Below are 23,821 nucleotides of genomic sequence, written 5' to 3'. Positions count from 1 at the left end.
GTGATAATTCGGCACGAATAATAATCGAACACTGTTTTAAAAATGTTCGATTAGGTGTATGCTGCACGGGTGTATAGTTAAATATCATTGCGAGTGATGTAAAATGGTTAATAATTTGATGGGTAAATGGTTGGTGATTCTGGCGTGTTCCCCAGCGTTAGCGTGGGCGAATACTCAATCTACTCCTTTGCGTACCTACGCTTCTTCGCCATTTCAATCAAGCTCACTGAGTACCCAGCTTCGTAGTGGTTTTGCGCCGCAGCAGACCGAACTATTTTCAATGCTGTCGGCGGCAAGTGTTTGGGCTCAAAGTGATGATTTTCAATTAGATTACTACCAAAACCAAGCACACTTAGGCATGCAGTGGCGCGTGAGTGACAGGCTCAGCGCTGAGGTGATGTACCAATATTCTTGGGCTGGCAACAACCATATCGACACCTTAACGATTGGTTTTCATGACTTCTTCAATATTGGCCAGAATGGTCGACTGGACGTTGATAAACACAGTTTTGATATTCGCAGTGATACCTATGGTATTGAAGTGACGGATTTTGAAGGGGAAACGTTAGTGAATGCGCTGCATGGTTATATGCAGTATCAACTTTTTGAAAATCAAAATCATGCCTTAGCGCTGGGTGGGTCACTTTACTACAACAGCGTGAATGATTCGCCGTTTGAAACCTCGGTTTTTGAGCAAGGGGTGCAGCTCAACTATTCATTTATTAATGGTAACCATGCGGTGTTTACGACAGTAGGCTTTACCCACCGTGACGATAATCTATTGATGAACATCATTCCTGTAGATAGTGGAAGCACAGCCGCATTTGCTATCGGCTATAACTATCGCTTTTTCGAGCGTCATGAGGTTGTGATTGAGTATCACGGCTTTGAAGGGGTACTCGATGATGGCAGCGAATTTGAGAAGCGCTCCCACGAAGTGGTAACAGGCTATCGTTACCATGGCGATGGTATCGCTTTTGAACTATTAGCCACTGAAAACGCCATCCATATGGATAATTCAACCGATATTATGTTCACTACGGGGTTACGTTTCTATCTCTAACTTTGTGGCTATCGATTTGGGTATAAGCAGCGAGGTTAAAATCGCTGCTTAACAAATTCAATAAACGCTCGCAGCCGTTTAGGTTGGTAGCGGTCTTTATGATACAGGGCAGAGAAGGGTACGCTGGCGATTTTCCAAGTGGGCATGACAGACGTTAACAGGCCTTGTTCGATCTCCTGCTCACAATACACTTTTGGTACACGGATAATACCGTTCCCCGCGAGTGCGGATTTGATCAGCGCGCGGCCGTTTTTGCACGTTAGTGCACCTTTCACGTGCACATCGTAATGCTGCGCGGAATCGGTCGCTTGATACGCCCATCGAGTCACCGAACCGGTAAGCACTCTATGCTGTGCCAATTGCTTTGGATGTTCAGGTGAGCCAAATGTCTCAATATATAGAGGGCTTGCCAAGGTTACCATTTCAACATCTAGTAAGTGTTTGGCGACAAAACCTGAATCTTCTAAATTGCCCATACGAAACGCTACATCAAATTGATCTTCAATTAAGTCGATTCGGTGACTAGAAAAGTCCAAATCAATCGTCACATTTGGATAAAGTGACATAAATTCTGCGATCGATTGAGCGATCACTTCTTCCCCTAAATAACCGCCAACACAATTGACTCTAATTAGCCCGCGCACTTGTTCTGTGTCATCAACGGCGGCGAGCAATGCTTGATCAATACTGTGTAGGGCGGATTCACACTGCTTGTATAATCGCTCGCCGGCTTGAGTAAGTTTGAGCGTGCGAGTAGTACGAATCAGCAAAGTCACGCCCATTTGTTTTTCAAGCGCACTGATCTGACGCGAAACGTGCGAGCGAGATACATTGAGCGCGTCTGCCGCTTTCGTAAAGTTGCCAAGCTGAGCAATTAAAACGAATGAGCGAATGTCTGCAAGCTGAATGCGATTAATCATATAAACAACCAGAGATATCAACCAGAACCCTAGCTTAATTTTATTGTTGCACCTGTGCAACAGTGATTGAACTTAAATGCTATATATCAACGATCATCAAATCCCTAAACTAGCCTCATTGCCACGTACAAGGGTACGGGTCAACTCAATCGAATTGGAGAATAATGATGAAAAAACTAATTGTTGTAACAGGTGCAAGTTCTGGTATTGGTGAAGCGATTGCTCGTCGTTTGAGCGCGGCTGGTCATCCTCTACTGTTAATTGCACGCCGTGTAGAGCGTTTAACAGCGCTAGAGCTACCAAACACACTGTGTGAAAAAGTAGACGTGCTGGATAAAGAAAGCTTCGAAGCTGCGATTGCGAAAGCAGAAGCTCAGTTTGGTCCAACAGATTGTATTGTGAACAATGCTGGCGTGATGTTGCTAAGCGAGCTAGATGTACAAGATCCAGCAGAATGGAAACGCATGTTCGACGTAAACGTTATTGGCCTAATGAACGGCATGCAAGCGGTACTAGCACCGATGAAAGAGCGTCGTAGCGGCACTATCATCAACATCAGCTCAGTGGCGGGTCGTAAAACGTTCCCGAATCACGCAGCATATTGTGGCACTAAATTCGCTGTGCACGCTATTTCTGAAAATGTACGTGAAGAAGTGGCAAACTTCGACGTTCGCGTAACCACCATTGCTCCGGGCGCAGTAGAAACAGAGCTTCTATCTCATACTACGTCACAAGACATTATTAATGGCTACGGTGAGTGGAAAGAAGAAATGGGTGGCGTGTTAGCCGCTGACGATATCGCTCGTTCAGTAGAATATGCGTACAACCAACCACAAGGTGTGTGTGTACGTGAGATTGTTTTGGCGCCAACACGTCAACAACCATAAGCTTAATTGAGCTTTTTTAAGCCCCGCATTGCGGGGCTTTGTTGCATTTGGGAGTTTAGTTATTTTTTATGAATATTTATTGATTTACGTAGGCGAAGTAGGGCGAAAATAGAGCAGTGATATGCATCACATATTGTAAAGGTCGAACAATGGATTCTGTTATTTGTTAAGGATATTGCGTGACGAGTGTTAATTTTGTTGCACAATGTTTGGCATAAGATGCTAAAAAAAAGTATCTTGGTAGACGATTTGGCACTTCAATCTAGACGCAAACGTTATCTCAATCCAAAATATCGTTTGTGTGACAAAAAATAGTGATTCTTGCCAGTTTGTAGAGGGATTTGAAGAATTATTCGATTTTCCATCACATTTTTATGGCAAATTACTTCAATGATTGCTAATGTGTGCCGCAATCTTTGTAAGGATTTAGGTTTTTCTGCTTGAAAATTGAGCAGAAAAAATCTAATTCACTACCGTTCGAGTGACCTTACAAAGTAGTCATGGATGCAAATAAAAAACTTGGAGTTTTACGCATGTATAAGAACAAAATTACACGCGCACTGTTCGTGGGCGCGGGCCTTTCTCTTGCACTTGTGGGCTGTGGTGACAAACCAGAGCAACAGCAAGCTGCAGCACCAGCACCTCAACCAGAAGCTCAAACAGATTCTACAGAAACAACACTGGCTGAAGTACAAGAGCTGGTTCGTGGTAACGGTACTGAAGTTGCTACTATCGACCCTCACAAATCTCAAGGTGTTCCAGAGTCTCACGTTATCCGTGACCTACTTGAAGGTCTAGTTAACCAAGACGCTGACGGCAACACTGTTCCAGCAGTAGCAGAAAGCTGGGAAACAACAGACAACAAAACGTTCACTTTCCACCTTCGTAAAGATGCAGTTTGGTCAAACGGCGATCCTGTAACAGCAGGCGATTTCGTATACAGTTTCCAACGCGCTGTTGATCCGGCAACTGCTTCTCCATACGCTTGGTACATGGAATACACCAAGATGGTTAACGCTAAAGACATCGTAGCAGGCAAGATGGATAAGTCTGAGCTAGGTGTTAAAGCGGTTGACGATCACACGCTATTGGTTGAGCTAGAAACTGCGGTACCTTACTTCGTAATGATGATGGGTCACACAACAGTTAAGCCAGTTCACCAAGCAACAGTTGAAAAATTCGGCGACCAATGGACTAAACCTGAAAACTTCGTGGGTAACGGTGCTTACGTTGTAGATCAGTGGGTTGTGAACGAGCGTCTAACGCTTAAGCGTAACGAAAAGTACTGGGATAACGAGCACACTACTCTAAACAAGGTAACGTTCCTACCGATCGAAAACCAAGTTTCAGAGATGAACCGTTTCCTAGCGGGTGAAATCGACTTCACTAACGAACTGCCAATCGAGCACTTCAAGCGCCTAACTAAAGAGCACCCAGAATCAGTATCTGTAACAGGTAACCTGTGTACTTACTACTACATCTTCAACACGAAGAAAGCACCATTTGATGATGCTCGTGTTCGTCAAGCGATCTCATACGCTATCGACCGTAACGTAGTAACAGATGCAATCCTTGCTCAAGGCCAAAAACCTGCTTACTTCCTAACTCCAGAAATCACAGCAGGCTTTGATCCAGAAATGCCAGCATACGGTGCAATGACGCAAGAAGAGCGTAATGCAGCGGCAGCTAAACTACTAGAAGAAGCGGGCTTCGGTGCAGATAACCCACTGAAATTCAGCCTTCTTTACAACACGTCTGAAAACCACAAGAAGATTGCAGTAGCACTTGGTTCTATGTGGAAGAAGACACTAGGTCTAGACGTTACTCTTGAAAACCAAGAGTGGAAAACGTACCTATCATCAAAAGACTCAGGTGACTTTGAAGTTGCTCGTGCAGGTTGGTGTGGTGACTACAACGAAGCTTCGTCGTTCCTAACTCTAATGAAGAGTAACAACACGACTGGCGGTATTCACTATGACAGCAAAGCGTACGATGACATCATGGCACAAGCACTTGCGTCTACTTCAGAAGAAGAGCGTAAAGCACTTTACCTAGAAGCTGAGAAGCTACTAGCGAAAGATATGCCTATCGCGCCTATCTACCAGTACGTGAAATCACGTCTACTTTCTCCACAGGTTGGTGGCTTCCCAGCAAACAACCCAGAAGAGAAAATCTACTCTAAAGATCTATTTATCAAAGCTAGTAAATAACTAAGCTCATAGAACTATAAAAATATTGACGCTGCATGTGAGAAATCACATGCAGGGTCTTGTTGTACTTAACTGTCACAGACTGAAAGAGTGAGTTTATGCTTAAATTCATCGCTAAAAGGATATTTGAGGCGATCCCAACTATGTTGGTTTTGATCACCGTATCTTTCTTTCTTATGCGTTTCGCACCAGGTAACCCATTTTCTACTGAGCGTCCTTTGCCGCCAGAAGTTATGGCTAACATCGAGGCTAAATACGGCCTAGATAAACCTGTTTTTGAACAATACACCACTTACTTATTTAACGTTGTACAAGGTGATTTTGGTCCTTCATTCAAGTACCTAGATTACTCAGTAAACGAACTGATCGCAGGTGCACTTCCTGTATCAGCAAAAGTGGGTGCTATCGCATTTATTTTCACTGTCATTTTGGGTGTTACCGTCGGCACCATAGCCGCATTAAGGCAAAACTCCTGGATTGACTACACCGTAATGTCCACCGCTATGCTCGGGGTGGTGCTGCCATCGTTCGTGTTGGCACCTGCACTGATTTACTTCTTCTCTTTGAAGATGAAGCTTTTTCCTGCTGGGGGGTGGAATGACGGTTCCTTCCAATACCTGTTCTTACCAGTTATCGCCATGTCGCTACTTTACGTTGCAACCTTTGCGCGTATTACGCGTGGCTCGATGATTGAAACCCTGAACAGTAACTTTATTCGTACTGCACGTGCGAAAGGTCTTAGCTACCGTTACATCATCGTTAAACACGCACTGAAACCAGCGCTTCTTCCAGTTGTTTCGTACATGGGCCCTGCGTTCGTAGGTATCATCACTGGTTCAGTTGTTGTTGAGACCATTTTCGGTCTACCAGGTATCGGTAAGCTATTCGTTAACGCCGCGTTCAACCGTGACTATTCGTTGGTAATGGGTGTGACCATTTTGATTGGTTTCCTATTTATCTTGTTCAATGCCATCGTGGATATTCTACTGGCAATGATCGACCCGAAAATTCGCTACTAACAGGGACGTTTGGTTATGTTAACGAAAAAAGAAAACCTAGAAGCGATTGAGAAGTTTTCTGAGAATTTAGAAATCGAAGGTCGCAGTTTATGGCAAGACGCTCGCATTCGTTTTATGCGCAACAAAGCGGCGATGGTGAGCTTAGCAATCTTGTTTGTTATGACATTGGCAGTGATTTTCTTGCCGATGATCGCTCCTTACACATTTGATAATACGGATTGGGGTTCAATGCACGTTGGCCCTAATGCTGACCACTGGTTTGGTACTGACAGCTTAGGTCGTGACCTATATGTACGTACTCTAGTGGGTGGACGTATCTCGTTGATGGTAGGCGTGATGGGCGCATTCGTAGCGGTACTGATTGGTACACTTTACGGCGCGGCATCAGGCTTCATTGGCGGTCGTACTGACCGTATCATGATGCGTATCCTAGAAATCCTTTACGCAGTTCCGTTTATGTTCCTAGTTATCGTACTGGTGACATTCTTCGGTCGTAACATTGTCCTAATCTTCGTTGCTATCGGTGCAATTGCTTGGCTAGATATGGCGCGTATTGTACGTGGTCAAACATTAAGCCTACGTAGCAAAGAGTTCATCGAAGCGGCACACGTTTGTGGTGTGAGCAAGTGGAACATCATCACTCGCCATATCGTACCGAACGTATTAGGTATTGTTGCGGTTTACTCGACACTGCTGATCCCAAGTATGATCTTGACAGAGTCGTTCCTATCTTTCCTTGGCCTTGGTGTTCAAGAGCCGATGACAAGTTGGGGCGCGCTGCTGCAAGAAGGCGCACAGACAATGGAAGTTGCTATTTGGCAGCTTGCGTTCCCAGCACTATTCATGGTTGTAACACTTTTCTGTTTCAACTATGTGGGTGATGGTCTGCGTGATGCGCTGGATCCAAAAGACAGATAATAACGACAGCTAGAAACTAGCAATAAATAAGCAATAAATTATAAAAAAATCGAAAAGATTATAGGAAGCAATGATGAGCTTATTAGATGTTAAAGATCTGCGTGTCGAGTTCACCACACAAGATGGTATCGTAACCGCAGTAAACGATCTTAATTTTTCACTAGAGCAAGGCGAAACCCTCGGCATCGTGGGTGAGTCTGGCTCTGGTAAGTCGCAAACCGTATTCGCAATCATGGGTTTGCTTGCGAAAAACGGCATTATTTCAGGTAGCGCAAAGTTTGAGGGTAATGAAATCCTTAACTTGCCTGAGAAAGCATTAAACAAAGTTCGTGCAGAACAGATCGCGATGATCTTCCAAGACCCAATGACTTCGTTGAACCCATACATGAAAGTTAGCGACCAGCTAATGGAAGTGTTGATGCTGCACAAGGGCATGGGTAAAGCGGAAGCATTTGAAGAGTCAGTGCGTATGCTTGAGGCGGTGAAAATCCCTGAAGCGCGCAAGCGTATCACTATGTACCCGCACGAATTTTCTGGCGGTATGCGCCAGCGTGTAATGATCGCAATGGCGCTATTGTGTCGTCCAAAACTGTTGATTGCCGATGAGCCAACAACAGCGCTAGATGTAACAGTACAAGCTCAGATCATGGATCTTTTGAACGAGCTGAAGAGTGAGTTCAATACCGCAATCATCATGATTACCCACGATTTAGGCGTGGTTGCAGGCTCTTGTGACAAAGTGCTTGTAATGTACGCAGGCCGTACCATGGAATACGGCAAAGTGGATGATATTTTCTACAACCCAAGCCACCCGTATGCGGAAGGTCTACTTAAAGCGATCCCTCGTTTGGATACAGAAGGTGAGATTCTACCGACAATCCCGGGTAACCCACCTAACTTACTGCGTCTACCGACTGGCTGCCCTTACCAAGAGCGTTGCCACCGTGTGATTGACCGTTGTAAGCAGGAGTCGCCGATTCTGACACCATTTGGTGAAGGCCGTCAGCGCGCATGTTTTTCTGATTGGGAGGCTTGGAGCAAATGAGTGTAGAGAAATCGATATTACTAGATGTTAAAGATTTAAAAGTTCACTTCAGTATTGCTGCTAAATCAGCATGGCCGTGGACAAAACCATCAAACCTAAAAGCGGTTGATGGTGTTAACGTGCGCCTATACGAAGGTGAAACTTTGGGTGTAGTAGGTGAGTCAGGTTGTGGTAAATCCACTTTTGCTCGCGCAATCATTGGTTTAGTTGAAGCAACTGAGGGTGAAGTAGTTTGGCTAGGCCAAGACCTCACTAAAATGCAAGAAGTGAAGCGCCGCGAAACGCGTAAAGAGATTCAAATGATTTTCCAAGATCCTTTGGCGTCTCTTAACCCACGTATGACAGTGGGCGACATCATTGCTGAACCGCTGGAAACCTTCTATCCAGAGCTCTCTAAGCAAGAAGTAAAAGATCGCGTAAAAGAGATGATGGCTAAGGTAGGTCTGCTACCAAACGTTATCAACCGTTACCCACACGAATTCTCTGGCGGTCAGTGTCAGCGTATTGGTATTGCGCGTGCGCTTATCTTAAAACCTAAGATGATCATCTGTGATGAACCAGTATCGGCGCTAGATGTATCGATTCAGGCTCAGGTGGTTAACCTACTGAAAGAACTGCAAAAAGAACTTGGCTTATCGCTAGTCTTCATCGCGCACGATCTATCAGTGGTTAAACACATTTCTGACCGCGTATTGGTAATGTATCTAGGTAACGCAGTAGAGCTAGGCGAAGCTGACGCTCTATTTGCTGACCCGAAACACCCATACACGCGCGCACTGATGTCAGCTGTACCGATTCCTGATCCGAATCTAGAACGCAGTAAAAAGATTGAAATGCTAGAAGGTGATTTACCGTCACCAATCAACCCACCATCAGGTTGTGTATTCCGAACGCGCTGCCCTCAAGCTACCGAGGCATGTGCGAATCAAAAACCACACATCCAAGGGAATGATGTTCATGCAGTGTCGTGCTTGAACGTTAGCATTTAACCCATTCAGCCTGTGACGGGCTTAAGCGCGGCTTCTTAGTAGGTCGCGCTTTTTTTATGCCTAAAGGGAAGTGCTGTTAAATCAAGCGTTGTAATACCGCTTTCGCTTTCTCACAATGAGAAATATCACCAGTTAGGTGAGCTAATGTGATAGTGCCTTCTTTCATGGTGCAAATAGCGTCAAGTAGATGAGGGGGCTCACCACTTAGTTTTCCGCTAATTACTTCACGCACTTTAGCTTTATGCATCGCGCAGTATTCAATAATCTCACATTGGATATGGCTAAACTCTCCTGCAGTATTGATAAAAAAGCAGCCTCGAAAATCACCTAACTCCTCTGCCTTGCCAGCGAACCACTTTTCCAAGCTTGTAAACAATTGGTCGATAACCTCAGCATTAGAATGGGAGTGGGCTAATTGCTTGGTCAGCCAGTCGATGAATGTAGTATGCCTTTGCTGCAGAGCCGCTAAAAGCAGCGCGTCTTTACTCTCAAAGTGGCTATAGAGCGTTCTTTTAGCCACACCAGATGTCTTTAAAATTTCATTGATACCGATGGCATGCACACCTTGGTGATAAAAAAGGTTCAGTGCGGTGTCCACCAATAGCTGGCGTTTTTTACTCATATCCGTTCTCTACACATCCAATTCAGGAAACAGTTTGACAAAAGTAGACCGATTTGTCTATTTTAATAAAGGAGACAGATTGGTCTACTTTTTGAGAGGTAAATATGAATAAGATTGTTACGGCTTGTATTGCGGGTATTGGTGCGGCTCTTGCGATTGGTGTATTGTCGTTTTTGGATGCATCTTTGGCCCAGCTCACTTTGGTCATGGCACCGTTTGGTGCGACGACAGTGTTGGTTTTTGGCTTGCCTAATAGCCCACTGGCGCAGCCTAAAAACGTTATCTTTGGCCATTTGATTACAGCTGCGGTTGGCGTAATCTTCACGCAATATGTCGGGGTAACTCCTTTGACGCTTGCGCTTGCCACTGGGGTTGGGGTCAGCTGCATGCTATTGACTAACACAACCCATCCACCCGCAGGTGCAAACCCGATGCTGATTATGTTAGCGGGTCAAACATGGGGATTTCTTGTTACTCCGGTATTAAGTGGCGCAATACTGATTGTGTTGGTTGCTAAATTGTTTCACCAGCTAAAGCAGCAATGGACGCCAGTGGATTTATAGCAACAGGCGGTGGTGGATAAGAACTCACTTGCTCGAATTATTTGAACATCATGGCTTAATCCATCGTCTGTATTTATGACGCCCTCTATATAGACTTAAGTGATTAGAGCAAAGGGAGATAAACCATGGGTAAGTTAGTTGATGGCGTTTGGTATGATGTTTGGTACGACACCAAAAGTAGCGGCGGCAAGTTTGTCCGTGAAGATGCGGGCTTTCGTGATTGGGTAGAAGACACACCCGATGCCAAGTTTAAACCGGAGTCTGGCCGTTATCATCTATACGTTTCTCTCGCTTGCCCTTGGGCGCATCGCACCTTGATATTTCGACAGCTCAAACAGCTTGAGTCTCATATTGATGTCACCGTGGTTTGCCCGGATATGATGAATGAAGGTTGGCAGATGGGCTTGCCTGAACCTCTATTTGGCCACACGCGCATGCATCAAATCTATACACAAGCGAAGCCCGACTATACAGGGCGAGTGACAGTCCCCGTGCTGTGGGATAAGAAAACGCAAACCATCGTCAGTAATGAATCTTCTGAGATCATTCGCATGTTTAACTCTGCGTTTGATTCTGTCACTGGTAATCAACTCGATTTTTACCCACAAGAGTTACGTAGCGTGATTGATGAGTGGAATGATTACATCTACCCAGCCATTAATAACGGTGTCTATCGCTGCGGTTTTGCCACTACACAAGAGGCGTATGAAGAAGCGTATAACCAATTGTTTGACGCGCTAGATAAGGTAGAGAGCCACTTAGCAACGCATCGCTATTTAGCGGGCTCAAAGATCACTGAAGTGGATTGGCGATTGTTTACCACACTGGTTCGTTTTGATGCCGTTTATGTCGGGCATTTTAAGTGCAATAAGCAAAGAATCGCCGACTACCCGAACTTGAATGGTTATATGAAGGAGCTATACCAAGTAGAAGGGATAAAGGAAACCACCGACTTTTATCATATCAAGCGCCATTACTATTTCAGCCATAAAGGGATAAACCCAACTCAAATCGTTCCTAAGGGCCCAGATTTGGATTTAGAGTCAGCGCACGGGCGTGAAGGGATCTGACTATCAAAACGCTGTTTAAAAACGGATTTTTTTTACTCATTTGGTGGTGTAGTGCACATAAATGATTTAAATATGTGAGGTTGGCCGAAAATATTCTGTAACTATTAGTAAGCAAGGTTAAAATTAACACTATAAACAGGGCCGATAGCCACACAGTGAGCAAAGGCCCAACAAATATAATTTTAACTTTGCTTGCTTATGCTGCTATACGTGATTTTCTTCACTGGTTTTGCTTTCGTAAAACCGGTGATTTCTGCTATTCGATTTTCATTTTCGGATGCGTTTTCTGCTGTGGAAACGCCTCTGAAATTGCTGTCATCCGGTTTTTCTAGGGAGGCTGTCTGTCGCCTGAATTTGCGGCCTAGCCGCAAGGGGGGCTTATGACCAGCCACGCCTCTGAGAAAACCCAACCGCAAACCGGTTTCACTCTTGTTGAGCTGATTGTGGTTATTCTACTACTTTCGATTTTGTCGGCCGTCGCCGTTTCTCGATTTACCAGCAAACAGAGTTTTGAGGTCTTTGCGCTTCAAGAGCTGGTGGTTTCTGTCGTTCGTCAAGTTCAAGTTAACCGCATGCAATCGAATGTGGATATTGATGCGGTGAACAATGATAACTTCGTGCTGGCGGTAGCGAGTGATTGTCTTGGCTCGGTTGCAGCATGCAAGGATTATCAACTGGATCCAAATGCGCCCGCGAGGAGTGATAGGGTCACGCCGCCAGAATATCAATTTAGCATTGTCGGCGGAGACACTAGCGTCAGCTTTGATCTATTAGGAAATCCGCTAATGACGACATTACCGGTTGAAATATTGGTGACTTCCTCCGTTTCGTCAGAGGCCGGTAAGGTATGTATTAACTCTCAAGGTCATGTGACTGCGACAACCGGAGCGTGCTTATGAGCGTGAAAAAAGTACGTGCATTTACTCTTATCGAAGCTGTAATTGTGATCGTCATACTGGGTTTGGTGATGATCACCTACAGCGCTTTTTTAGCTCCGCAATTTGCTGCATCAAGTGACTCACAGTATTACACACGTAGCTCTGCTCTCACTCAAAGAGTGATGACTCAGCTGCTCGCCACTCAAGATAGTGACCTTAGCGCAGCGTTAGCGAGCGCGAAAGTGCTTGGCCCAACCTACAAAAACATCAACATTGATCAGAGCTTTATCAGCGTGGTTAGTGATGGCGCCGCGACAATACCGGTAGAGATGCAGCAAATTACGCTGATTATTGAGGCCGGTAACCAACCCCCAATTACGCTTACGGCATGTAAAGGGGAGTATGAATAATGAACAAGGGTTTTACTCTGTTAGAGATGGTTCTTGCGATTATCGTTACTTCAGTTTTATCGTTGGGTATGGCTGATCTGGCTGGAGTTGGGACACGTGGTTATTTTCAATCGATAGACCGGTATCGGGTACAGAATGAAGCGCGATTCGTATTAGAAAAGCTGTCACGCGAGGTGCGCCATGCGGTACCAAACTTATTCTCAAGCACCAATACGGCTAACTGTATTTCGTTTTTCCCTATTATTGATGGCGGGTTTTATGCGATATCTGGGGCCGATTTGAGTTTTGTGGTGAGCGATTACGATCGTGTAAATAAGCAGTCTGGTGCGCTCTCTATCGTGATTAACCCAACTCAACCTTATGAGAACATTCACAACATCGACAATACGTTTGATTTGGCCGATGCGACTACATCGGGGGGCGTTTATACCATTGCTAATGCGGCACGTCTTCTCGTCGGTGGCTCGGTAGGGCAACGTCACTATGTGTTTAACAAAAGTGGTGAGGTTCAATATTGCGTTAACGGTTCTCTCATTTCGCGAAACAGTGTTGTGGTCAGCGATCGGTTGATTCCTAGTAGTGAAAACTCACTCAATTATTCGGCAGCAACGGTGCAAAGAAATGGCTTAGTCGATATGACGTTAGTGTTTGGCATCAATGGCGAACAGACCCAGTACGAGCAAGAGGTGCAGGTGACAAATGTTCCTTAGTTCATTAAATAAGCGGGCTCTTTGCAGCGCATCAAACAATAAAGTCTCAGTGAGTAAACGTAAGCAGCAGGGCAATATGCTGATGGTGGTGATTTTCATCATTGTCGTGCTTGGTTTTCTTGCCACCAATCTTGTTCTGGTGAACTGGTCTGATAGTGATTCTAACAACCGGTCTATATTCGGTACTCAAGCGTGGCTGTTGGCACACTCAAGCAATGAGTACGTTTTATCAAAGATGTACCCGGCTTCTGATACTCGGCTTACACCAGTTGCAGACGTATGCACTGAGATTGGTGTTGGCGCTTACAACAATTTTATTACTAACACCATCATTGACAGCAGTGCCATTCAGTGTGAGCTGATAGCACTAGAGTGCCGTGATACCGGTGACCTCGATGGACAAACGTTTTATATCATTAATTCACAAATTAGTTGTGGCAGTGGCGCTTATGAAGTGCAGCGTAATCAAGAATTTTGGGTGAGAGAGTAGTAACCATGAATATTCGTAATGTACTCTGTTTTGCTTTTATCGCCTTCGCGACAATCTTACCTCCAACGATGGTCTATGGGGCGACCTACGATTTAGAAAATCAAAATCACTTTGATCAACTCTGTAAAAAAAAGAATGGTCAGCCAGCTAATGCACACATCAATGGTTCTTACTGGCAACGGGAGTATTATTGTGACGGCATTTTCACCGCGAGTAATGACATTATTGTGCTCTACGGTAATAGTACGATTAAAGCGGATAAAAAGTTTCAGCTATCTAATGTAACGATACAGCCTTATGACCCGTCTCTTCCTTGGATCGCAGATACCACAACGCTAACAACTAATAACAATCATAGTAATGCTAACAAAAGCACTTCAACCTTAGATAACGTCACGCTTGCCGGAAGCATTGACATGCAAGGTCACCTTGTTCTTCGTGACTCATTTGTTAATTCAATCAATGGGGATGGCGGTAGCGTAACAGTTAGGCGTGAGGCAGAAATACTTGGCTCGACGCTGCAAAGCTACGTGAAAACCAGTGATTATACGGCTCCCGTTTGGATTGAAAACTCAACGATTTTAGGACGGGTTGATGGTCGAGGCTCAATTGACATTTTAGGCTCAACGGTGGGCAGCGATGTCAAAGGGTTAGACAGTGGTTATCCGATCACGATAGAAAACTCAGTGCTCAAGGGGCGTGTCGATAGCCGCGGTAAGTTAGAAATTACCGGCTCAACCGTCGAAGATAATGTGAATAGTACCGACTACAGCTACTCAGTCGATATTGTTAGTTCGGAATTAAAAAGCCGAGTGGATGCTCGTGGCAAATTGACCATTACCGATTCAACCGTCGGCAGTGACGCTAGGGTGACCGATGTGGGTTATCGTATAGATATCTCTGGTTCAACCATTAGCGGCCGGGTCGATGGGCGAGGTGATACTGAGATATCAAGCTCGACTATTATGGGTAGTGTGCAAATACCGGAATCCGGCTATTCGGTGACGCTAGACAGTGCAACCGTGAAGGGTAGAGTCGATGGGCGGGGGAAAATAACCCTAAAAAACAGCTCAACGGTGACGGGTGACGTTCAGACAACTGATTATGGTTATAGCATTACCGCTGATGATTCAGTGGTAGAAGGTACTGCTCAAGCCAGAGGTGATGTGGTTTTGACCAACACCACCATCTATGGCGATGCGATAGCTACTGACCAATTTTATGTCAGATTCCCCGGTTACGTACAGAATCCAGCCAACAATACCAGTGAAGTCTATGGGCAATGTTTGTATAAAACCGATCCTGATCCGGTAGATATATGTGGTGTCGGTGCGATGCCCACACCGATTGCTCAATACCATCTGGAAAAATCAGGCTGGAATGGCACAGCAGGTGAAGTGATTGACGAGGTCGGTAATCATCACGGCTATACCGTGAATAATCCAACAGTCGGTACGTTTGATCCTGCGCTTGTTCCCGACGGGTTGAGTATGGGTACATGTGGCTATGGTGAATTTGTAAACAGTAATGCGTCGTTTATTGAAGTACCGGATGACAATGGTTTGGATTTTGAAGGCGAATTTGCGGTCACGTCGTGGATTAACCCAAGCAATAACCCGAGTAGCGACCTTTACACCATAGTGTCGAAAGATACCAACTACGAGTTTCATATCAATAGCGCGGGTAAAGTTTATTGGTATTGGGAGTATTTCAATAGTCGCGGCAATATCGAGGTTCAAACTCTGACGAGTCAAACGCCGATCAAGCATAATGAATGGACGCACGTTGCCATTAGTTACACGCCGGGAAGCACTAACAGCAAAGCTAAAGCTGAGATCTATATTGATGGAGTGCTAGATAATAGTTGGCAGGCATCATCCAAAGGTTACGCTAGGCTGCGTACTAACAGCGATACGTTGAGAATTGGTAATGATGCCAATTACACTTCGCGGGTGTTTAATGGCGCTATCGATGAAGTGCAAATCTTTGATCGTGCGCTCAATGTTCGGCAAGTCAGTGACATCCTTAATCAACGACACCTATGTTCAGATAGCGATATTCCAACCCAATGTACTCTGTTGCCAAAAGAAGACTTTAGCAGCGATTTAGATAACTGGTCCGTGACCTCTTATCAAAACAGTGTATTGCCGGAAATTTCTGATAAAGGCCGGTTGCAACTCAATGCCAATTTACAAAACCAATCAACGGCAGCAACCTACCAGTATATTTTCCCAGCGAAAAATAACTTAGTCACGATAGAGTTTGACCACTATGCCGACTCAGGTTCAGGTGCAGACGGCATGGCTTTGGTACTCTCTGATGCAGCGGTTCCGCCGCAAGCTGGGGCATTCGGTGGCCCTTTAGGGTATGGACAAAAATACGATCAAGACTATACGGGGCAGCGAGTTGAAGGCTTTGCTGGTGGCTGGCTTGGTATCGGCATCGATGAATATGGTAACTATTCAAACTCCAATCTTGATAATAATCCAGTGTTCACGCCAAACGCGGTCGCGGTTCGTGGTTCTGGGCAAAAAGTGTCAGGCAAATGGTTAGGTGGTTACGACTATATCCTAGGGTATTCTGGTTCTTTGCTTAATAAAGGCTTTTGGAACGCCTCAGAGCTCGATAATGGTGAGATACGTCGCTTTAGAGTGGTGGTAGCAAGTAGCGAGCAAAGAGTGCTGTTTTCGTTAGAAATTTTAGGTGATGACGGTGACTGGGACATGCTTATTCCGAGTACTAACATCATGGCAGGGTATGGTCAGGCTCAAATACCAGAAAATTTCAGATTGTCGTTAACCGCATCAACCGGTCTCTATACCAACTACCATGAAATTGATGATGTGCAAGTGTGTGCGGCCAAGTATGAACCAATAAACCAGAACCTACACCATTTTGAGTTTGATCATACCGGCATAGGTAACACCTGCTCACCGGAGAAGGTCACTCTAAGGGCGTGTGCAGATGATGCATGTACGCTTTACAATAAACCGGTTAGTGTGAAACTTGCTCCGGAAAGTAGTAATACGGAAACCTATTGGGTGGGTGGCGATGATGTTTCGTTTACTGGTACGACAGAGCTTGAACTTGGTAGCTACACCAATACGACTGCTGAGATAGGCATCAGTGAGTTCGCGCCGGATTCGGTACCGTCAAGTATTGAAAGTGTGCGATGCAGTGTCAATGGCTCTACTCATAGTCGCGATAATTGTGATATCCGTTTTGAACAAGGTAATTTGACTCTCGAAGTGAGCAATAAATACGCTGATAAATGGCTAGACGGGAGTGACGCGCAACATCCACCAGCAAGCATTGCTTTTTGTGGCTCGCAGAATATCGATTTTACGTACAGTAAAAACATCGACTTTTCGATTCAGTACGATAACCCAAGTGCAGCGGATCCGTATTTTAATCAGCAACCGGTTGAGATTGAGGTGCAAAATGCGCAAGGCAATTGGCAATCTTATACGGTGACTGAGTCCCCGGTAAGTGTTCCGGTTAAGTTTGATAACTCTGGTCGTGCTAACTTTAGATTAAATTACGCGGAAGCTGGGCGAGTAAATCTAAAGGCGTCTTATAACCGCGGAGCGGCTGAAGGAGTCAGTGCTTTCGTCAGTGTGCCGCTTCGCTTAGACGCGTCTGTTGTGATTGCTGATTATGCCGCGGGGTCGGAGTTTACTTATTCTGTTATGGCTCGTTCTTATACCGGTTCAATCATTAAGAACTATCAGCAGATGGGTAATAACTCCGAATATAAAATTGCTTTAGGTGTTGAAGTGGATTATCCCGACCCTGCACTGTCACGTACGCCAAATCTAAAAGAGGTCGAGTACGAGCATCCAATGACTAGCTCGGGACAGGTAGACATTGTTCAAACAGTGGACGATGTAGGTATATTTACCCTCACCGCTACCGCGCCGGAGTATTTGGGCGCGACAGATTATCCAATTGCGCCTGCGCGCTTGACCAATGTCGGACGTTTTTATCCGGCTCTGTTCAGAGTGACCGGTTCGCCTGCATGGACACCAAAAAATGGTCGGTTTGCCTATATGAACCAGCCTTTTGATGGCATTGAGTTTCAAGTTGAAGCTCTTAACCTAAATGGCGCTAGAGTTGCGAACTATGATTCAACAAAGGGCTATACCGAGCTTGCAGGGTTCACCTTGTTTGAAGATAACGCAGATTCCACATTTGCTGCGCGCTTAAATGTACCTACGTTTGATTCAGAATGGAGCGAAGGGCTTGGTACATTCACTTGGAATAACAGTGGCAGTATCGATTGCTCCTCAACCTTGTGCTGGGAAAAAGCGACCACGCAGGACGGTTATACCGATGGTCCTTTTAATGCAAGTTTGCCGAACCTAACCACCAACATTTCGGTTGCAGGCATAGCCAACCCTGACCCTGTAGTGGTTGATACCGATCATGCAGTCTTGTCCAATCAACCTGAAATCTGGTTTGGCCGTATCCGTTTAGACAGCGTCGGTGGGCAAACGTCGACCAATATTGGCATTCCTTTACATATTGAGCGCTGGAATGGTGCGAGCTTTGAAGTGGACGACATTGATCACTCGTCAAATATCCTAGGGATTGAGTCTCACTCTGAGCATCATATTTGGATAGAAGAGGGGATGACGGCAACCGGAGTGGGTCTCTCTGGCGGTGGTATGGTTTCAGGCGGTCACTCAAGCTCGATAACCGCAAACCGTGATGTAAGTTCTGATGTTCGACAGCAGAGTCAGGTTTGGTTGGATATGACCAGTTATCCATGGTTTAGATATGATTGGAGCGACGCTAACGCAACAGACGATGCAAGAGGAGAGCAAGACCCGTCCTCGGTGGTGACGTTTGGGATATATCGAGGTAATGACCACATAATCTTCCGCGGCGAATCGGAATTAATGGGTCAGTGATACGTCACTGACTCATTATTCGAGCAGGTAGGGCGGAGGTTCTGACACACCACGTTATTACGCCCTTTGCGCTTCGCTTCGAACAAGCCTTGGTCGACAAGTTGCAATAGTCGACCAACGCTTATCCACTCGGTATTAGCTAAAATTGGGACGTTTTTCTATGTGTTTCTAGTGGTTAGGCGAGAAGGCTTTTATCACGGTAGAGACAATAGTGTCGATTTTGCTGGCTAACTCAGCCCCTTCCGGTTTTTCATTAAGATCAAGCACCTGAGGCCAAAACATCAAGCCTTGAAATAGGCTAATATAGACGCTAGTGATGGTTTGCGCTTCGTCGGCCACGAGCCTCCCATCTGCGATAGCCTTTTCAAACCAACCATTCACGGCACGGGTTCGATACAACCTCTGAGAAACACTTTTCGCTAATTCGGGTTGGCGGAAGAACTCCATCACAATCGTGCGCGAGAATGCGATGCCATAGTTTTGATACAGCACTTCTATCTCACGTTGAGTAATTTCAGCAAGCTGCGCTTCAAGGGTTTGGTCTGGGTGATACGGGTAATCACCTTTGCGCTCTATCTCTTCTTGTACGATCGACAAAACCGCCTCGAACAGTAACTCTTTACTTTCAAAGTGGCGATATAAAGTGCGTTTAGAGACTTCGGCTGCCGCGCTGACATTATTCATATTGGCCGCGGCAAAACCATTCTCAATAAACTCTGTTTTTGCGGCATTGATAATGGCGCGTTTTTTTTGTTCTGAACGGTTCATTTCTTCCCTCCGTATTAAAGTCTAACAATCACACATCAAAAGGTAAACTTTAGAGTTTACTTTTTATAAATCTCACCATAAAATCCGGAAATAAACTCATGAGTTTACTTTTTGTTGATGACGTTTTTTCTATTTGGAGAACACCGTGAATAAAGCGCACCCAAATGCTTTTTGTTGCAAACGCTCGTTGCTAGCGTTGGCTCTAGGTTTAACAACCGCACTGCTGACAGGCTGTGGTGATGAGGCTCAAATTGCAGCGGAAAAGCCAAGTATTAAGCCGGCCCTAGTGGAAGTCGTAAAGGCACAAACTAACCAGAGTTTGAGCTTTAACGGTGAGGTGCAAGCGGCAAAAAGAGCCGAGCTTGCTTTCCGTATTGGTGGTCGTTTAAGTGACTTGTTGGTAGAAGAAGGCCAACGGGTTGAAGAAGGGCAGTTGCTGGCGAAGTTAGACTCTCGCGATGCAGAAACCAACTACGCCTCAGCCAATATTGAATTAGAGAATGTACGTGCGGAATACGTACGTGCAAAGGCGATCTATGACAAGACTAAAGCGATCTCAAAAAGCAGCTTAGATGAGATAACCGCGCGCTATAACTTGGCCAAAAACCGAGTGTCTGAGGCGAAGCGTCAGTTAGATTACACAAAAATTGAAGCGCCTTTTGCTGGCATCATCGGCAAAACATGGGTGGATAACCATACCCAAGTACAAGCAAATTCAGCGGTGTTTACGTTACATGATCTTAGCGACCTTGAGGTGGTCATCCACATTCCTGATAGTGTGATGCTTTCGAGTGTTCAAGGTACAAAAGCTCAAGCTGAGATCAGTGCGATTCCGCAAGTGACGTTTGATTTGAGTCTGCGCACTTACGCGACTCAAGCAGAGGCGGCAACGCAAAGCTATGCGGTCGTACTTGGGTTTGATGATGTTAAAGGCTACCGAGTTCTGCCGGGTATGGCGGTAAAAGTGTTTCCAGCACCATCTGATCTGACTGAAAACATGGCAGGTCAAACGCTGACTTTACCAGTAACGGCGATCATGCCGGATAACCAAGATAAGCAATTTGTTTGGGTTGTTGGCCAAAATAACGGCGTCACCAAGCGTTACGTTGAAGTAGGTCAGTTGAACAAAGAACGAGTGCAAATTACTGCTCACCTGAACCCAGGAGAGCAAGTGGTGATCGCCGGTGTGTCGAGTTTACGTGAAGGTATGGTCATTCGCCCGATGCTAAATGAAGAGGCTAAGTAATGAACATTGCGCGTTATACCATTGCTAAACGCACCAGTGTTTGGGTACTGATCGCCTTGGTTTTATTGGGCGGCTACATTAGCTACCTAAAACTTGGCCGTTTTGAAGATCCTGAGTTCGTGATTCGCCAAGCGGTGATTAACACGGCATATCCCGGTGCTACAGCGCAAGAAGTGTCCGATGAAGTGACCGACGTTATTGAAGGGGCAGTGCAGTCTCTACAAGAGCTCAAAGAGGTAAAGTCGGTCTCTAAGCAAGGCATGTCTGAGGTCACGGTTGAAATTAAACTGGAATTTGCAGGCAGTGCGGCTGAGCTACAGCAAGTGTGGGATAAGCTGCGCCGTAAGATTAGTGACGCCCAGCGTATGCTACCACCGGGTGCAGGTGCACCTATGGTCAACGATGACTTTGCTGACGTATACGCACTGTTTTTTGCTGTAACCGGTGAAGGTTACAGCGACAAACAGCTGCAAGATTACGTTGACCAGTTAAGACGTGATTTAGTGCTGGTGGATGGCGTAGCCAAAACCGCCACACTAGCAGAGCGCCAAGAGACCATTTTTGTTGAGATTTCGAGCGAACGTTTGGCTAAATTCGGCGTGTCGGCGCAGCAAGTTTTGCAAGTGCTTCAAAAGCAGAGCATGGTAACGGTGGCTGGTACTATCGATGCTAACGATATGCGTATTCCGGTTATTCCGAGTACTTCTGTGTTGTCGTTTGAGCACTTACGCCAACTGCCAATCAGTGTTGGACAAGATCGCGCGGTGATGCGTTTAGGTGACATAGCAACGGTTACTCGTGGCTACCAAGAGCCAGCAAGCATGCTGATGCGTTACAACGGCGAACGGGCGATTGGCTTTGGTATTTCCAACGTCACTGGCGGTAACGTGGTTGATATGGGTGACGCGGTAAAAGTGCGTTTGGCTGAGTTAGAAGATCAGCGTCCACTTGGTATGGATCTGCATGTTATTTCGATGCAGTCAGACTCGGTACGCGCTTCAGTTGCCAACTTCATTGATAACCTGATAGCTGCGGTCGGGATTGTATTTGTGGTGCTATTGCTGTTTATGGGCGTGCGCTCGGGCATCATCATCGGGTTTGTGCTGTTACTTACCGTTGCAGGCACGCTGTGCATTATGTTTATCGAAGACATTGCCATGCAGCGTATCTCACTGGGGGCGCTGATTATCGCGCTTGGTATGTTGGTGGACAACGCGATTGTCGTCACCGATGGCATTTTGGTTCGTTTGCAGCAAAATCCGGATGAAGATAAGCAAACTATCGTCTCGGAGGTTGTGGATTCGACTAAGTGGCCTCTACTTGGCGGTACTGTTGTGGGCATCTGTGCCTTTAGCGCGATTGGCTTATCCCCTTCTGATATGGGTGAGTATGCCGGCTCTCTCTTTTGGGTAATTCTATACTCAATGCTGCTTAGTTGGGTGTTTGCCGTCACGGTTACACCAATGCTTTGCTTTGATTTCTTGAAAGTTAAAGTAACAAAAGGCGGCGTGAAAGTTGGCAAAATGATGTCACTGTACAAAGCCTTGCTGGCATGGGTACTGAAATATCGCATGATGAGTTTGGCAATGTTAGTTGGTCTAATGGCGATTGCCGTGTTCAGTCTGAAATATGTGCCACCAGGCTTTATGCCAGACTCTCAGCGCCCGCAATTTGTTGTAGACGTCTATTTGCCTCAAGGTTCGGACATCAGCCGCACAGAGCGCGTTGTGGAGAGTATTGAGCAAGATGTAAAAGCGAAAGAAGGCGTGACCAATATTGCTAGCTTTATTGGCGGTGGTGGCTTGCGCTTTATGCTGACTTATTCACCAGAAGCGCGCAATACCGCTTATGGCCAGTTGCTGATTGATATTGACGATTACAAAAAAATCGCACCGATGTTAGGTGAGTTGCAAGATGAGCTATCAGCCAAATACCCAGACGCTTCAATCAAAGTATGGAAGTTTATGTTGGGTCGTGGCGGCGGTAAAAAGATTGAAGCTGGCTTTAAAGGCCCAGACAGTGCAGTGCTGCGCCAACTTGCAGAGCAAGCGAAAGCGATCATGCTAGCAGATGCGAATTTGATTGCGGTTCAAGATGATTGGCGTCAACAAGTGCCAGTGCTTGAGCCTGTTTACTCAGTGGAAAAAGCGCAGCGCTTCGGTTTAACCGCGCAAGAGATTAATCAAGCCATCGCGCAAACGCTGAATGGTCAAAATGTGGCGGTCTACCGTGAAGGTAACGACTTGATTCCGATTGTTGTGCGAGCGCCACAGGCTGAACGCGATCATCAACGCGCGGTGGAAAACACCGAAGTGTATAGCCAAGTAGCAGGTAGTTATATTCCGGTTAGCCAGTTGGTTGATTCAGTGGATGTGGTTTGGCAAGACGCGATGCTACGTCGTATCGATAGAATGCCAACCATCTTGGTGCAGGCAGATCCGGCTCCGGGCGTATTAACATCTGATGCGTTTAATCAGGTAAGAACGCAAGTTGAAGCAATAGAGCTACCACCGGGCTATGAGCTGACTTGGTATGGTGAATATAAAGCGTCGAAAGATGCAAACCAAGGCTTGGTGATTTCTGCACCTTATGGGTTTGCAGCGATGATTTTGTCGGTGATCTTTATGTTCAACGCTATTCGTCAACCATTAGTGATTTGGTTAACTGCGCCACTGGCGGTTATTGGTGTCACCTTTGGCTTGATTGTGTTCCAAACACCATTCGAGTTTATGGCGATTCTTGGTTTCTTGAGCCTGATTGGCATGATGGTGAAAAACGCCATTGTATTGGTTGACCAAGCAGATGTAGAAATCGCACAAGGTAAGGTGGCGTATCATGCCATTATCGATGCAGCAACCAGCCGTGCGCGTCCGGTATTATTGGGCGCGTTGACCACCATACTGGGTGTTGCGCCGCTGCTTGTCGATCCGTTCTTCAAGAGTATGGCGGTAACCATTATGTTTGGTTTGCTGTTTGCCACGATCTTGACGTTAGTGGTGATACCGCTGTTCTACGCGCTGTTTTTCAAAGTGAAAGTAGTGCAGTAGCTATCCGTATAAACGAACTAAGCCCCGAATTATCGGGGCTTTTGCTTAATATG

General features: G+C 45.8%; 19 protein-coding genes. 16 read left to right on the top strand and 3 right to left on the bottom strand.

Annotation, left to right across the window (positions count from 1 at the left end):
* Window positions 1-103 precede the first annotated feature (103 nt).
* The gene (locus tag MU515_RS05065; RefSeq protein WP_260259290.1) at window positions 104-1,063 is read left to right on the top strand and encodes a DUF3187 family protein; all 960 of its coding nucleotides are present in this window, start codon (window positions 104-106) and stop codon (window positions 1,061-1,063) included.
* 35 nt (window positions 1,064-1,098) lie between these two features.
* Here MU515_RS05065 and MU515_RS05060 read toward each other — a convergent pair whose 3' ends face one another.
* Window positions 1,099-1,983, bottom strand: a complete 885-nt coding sequence (locus MU515_RS05060) for a LysR family transcriptional regulator (protein WP_260259289.1) — start codon at window positions 1,981-1,983, stop codon at window positions 1,099-1,101.
* 167 nt (window positions 1,984-2,150) lie between these two features.
* Between MU515_RS05060 and MU515_RS05055 the strand changes: the two genes are divergently transcribed.
* The 6 genes from MU515_RS05055 (at window position 2,151) to oppF (ending at window position 9,051) form a co-directional block, all read left to right on the top strand.
* Window positions 2,151-2,870, top strand: coding sequence for an SDR family oxidoreductase (locus MU515_RS05055; RefSeq protein WP_260259607.1), 720 nt, complete (start codon window positions 2,151-2,153; stop codon window positions 2,868-2,870).
* A gap of 533 nt (window positions 2,871-3,403) precedes the next feature.
* A complete protein-coding gene (locus tag MU515_RS05050) occupies window positions 3,404-5,080 on the top strand; it encodes an ABC transporter substrate-binding protein (RefSeq protein ID WP_260259288.1) in 1,677 nt (558 codons plus the stop codon).
* Window positions 5,081-5,178: 98 nt separating this feature from the next.
* Complete coding sequence (oppB, locus tag MU515_RS05045) at window positions 5,179-6,099, top strand: oligopeptide ABC transporter permease OppB (protein ID WP_260259287.1); 921 nt, start codon at window positions 5,179-5,181, stop codon at window positions 6,097-6,099.
* A 15-nt stretch (window positions 6,100-6,114) separates the two neighbouring features.
* The gene (gene oppC, locus MU515_RS05040) at window positions 6,115-7,017 is read left to right on the top strand and encodes an oligopeptide ABC transporter permease OppC (protein WP_260259286.1); all 903 of its coding nucleotides are present in this window, start codon (window positions 6,115-6,117) and stop codon (window positions 7,015-7,017) included.
* Between the two features lie 73 nt (window positions 7,018-7,090).
* Window positions 7,091-8,062, top strand: a complete 972-nt coding sequence (locus MU515_RS05035) for an ABC transporter ATP-binding protein (protein WP_260259285.1) — start codon at window positions 7,091-7,093, stop codon at window positions 8,060-8,062.
* Window positions 8,059-9,051, top strand: coding sequence for a murein tripeptide/oligopeptide ABC transporter ATP binding protein OppF (gene oppF, locus MU515_RS05030; protein WP_260259284.1), 993 nt, complete (start codon window positions 8,059-8,061; stop codon window positions 9,049-9,051). Before MU515_RS05035 ends, oppF begins: the two co-directional genes overlap by 4 nt.
* 76 nt (window positions 9,052-9,127) lie before the next feature.
* On the opposite strand, the gene MU515_RS05025 is transcribed toward oppF, so the two are convergent.
* Entirely contained in the window at window positions 9,128-9,673 is a 546-nt protein-coding gene (locus MU515_RS05025) for a TetR/AcrR family transcriptional regulator (protein ID WP_260259283.1), read from the bottom strand.
* A gap of 104 nt (window positions 9,674-9,777) precedes the next feature.
* Here MU515_RS05025 and MU515_RS05020 point away from each other — a divergent pair, with 104 nt between their 5' ends.
* From MU515_RS05020 to MU515_RS04990, 7 genes are all read left to right on the top strand, one after another.
* Window positions 9,778-10,236 carry an HPP family protein gene (locus MU515_RS05020; RefSeq protein ID WP_260259282.1) on the top strand — a complete coding sequence of 153 codons (459 nt, stop codon included), beginning with the start codon at window positions 9,778-9,780 and terminating at the stop codon, window positions 10,234-10,236.
* Between the two features lie 125 nt (window positions 10,237-10,361).
* Entirely contained in the window at window positions 10,362-11,306 is a 945-nt protein-coding gene (locus MU515_RS05015) for a glutathione S-transferase family protein (RefSeq protein WP_260259281.1), read from the top strand.
* A 380-nt stretch (window positions 11,307-11,686) separates the two neighbouring features.
* A complete protein-coding gene (locus MU515_RS05010) occupies window positions 11,687-12,205 on the top strand; it encodes a pilus assembly FimT family protein (protein ID WP_260259280.1) in 519 nt (172 codons plus the stop codon).
* Window positions 12,202-12,594 (top strand): type IV pilus modification PilV family protein, encoded by a 393-nt coding sequence (locus MU515_RS05005; protein WP_260259279.1) that lies wholly within the window; start codon window positions 12,202-12,204, stop codon window positions 12,592-12,594. Before MU515_RS05010 ends, MU515_RS05005 begins: the two co-directional genes overlap by 4 nt.
* On the top strand, window positions 12,594-13,304 hold the full coding sequence (locus MU515_RS05000; RefSeq protein WP_260259278.1) for a prepilin-type N-terminal cleavage/methylation domain-containing protein: 711 nt from the start codon (window positions 12,594-12,596) through the stop codon (window positions 13,302-13,304). The genes MU515_RS05005 and MU515_RS05000 overlap by 1 nt, the downstream gene beginning before the upstream one ends.
* A gap of 49 nt (window positions 13,305-13,353) precedes the next feature.
* Entirely contained in the window at window positions 13,354-13,794 is a 441-nt protein-coding gene (locus tag MU515_RS04995; protein ID WP_260259277.1) for an MSHA biogenesis protein MshP, read from the top strand.
* Between the two features lie 5 nt (window positions 13,795-13,799).
* A complete protein-coding gene (locus tag MU515_RS04990) occupies window positions 13,800-18,707 on the top strand; it encodes a LamG-like jellyroll fold domain-containing protein (RefSeq protein WP_260259276.1) in 4,908 nt (1,635 codons plus the stop codon).
* A gap of 168 nt (window positions 18,708-18,875) precedes the next feature.
* On the opposite strand, the gene MU515_RS04985 is transcribed toward MU515_RS04990, so the two are convergent.
* Window positions 18,876-19,475, bottom strand: a complete 600-nt coding sequence (locus tag MU515_RS04985; protein ID WP_260259275.1) for a TetR/AcrR family transcriptional regulator — start codon at window positions 19,473-19,475, stop codon at window positions 18,876-18,878.
* 145 nt (window positions 19,476-19,620) lie between these two features.
* On the opposite strand from MU515_RS04985, the gene MU515_RS04980 reads away from it, so the two are divergent.
* Both MU515_RS04980 and MU515_RS04975 read left to right on the top strand, forming a co-directional pair.
* On the top strand, window positions 19,621-20,721 hold the full coding sequence (locus MU515_RS04980) for an efflux RND transporter periplasmic adaptor subunit (protein WP_260259274.1): 1,101 nt from the start codon (window positions 19,621-19,623) through the stop codon (window positions 20,719-20,721).
* A complete protein-coding gene (locus MU515_RS04975) occupies window positions 20,721-23,768 on the top strand; it encodes an efflux RND transporter permease subunit (protein ID WP_260259273.1) in 3,048 nt (1,015 codons plus the stop codon). The genes MU515_RS04980 and MU515_RS04975 overlap by 1 nt, the downstream gene beginning before the upstream one ends.
* Window positions 23,769-23,821: the final 53 nt, after the last annotated feature.

This window comes from Vibrio intestinalis (assembly GCF_025195085.2).
Lineage (GTDB): Bacteria > Pseudomonadota > Gammaproteobacteria > Enterobacterales > Vibrionaceae > Vibrio > Vibrio intestinalis.
The sequence above is the reverse complement of the archived record's forward strand: the minus strand, read 5'-3'. Positions and strand labels throughout refer to the sequence as shown.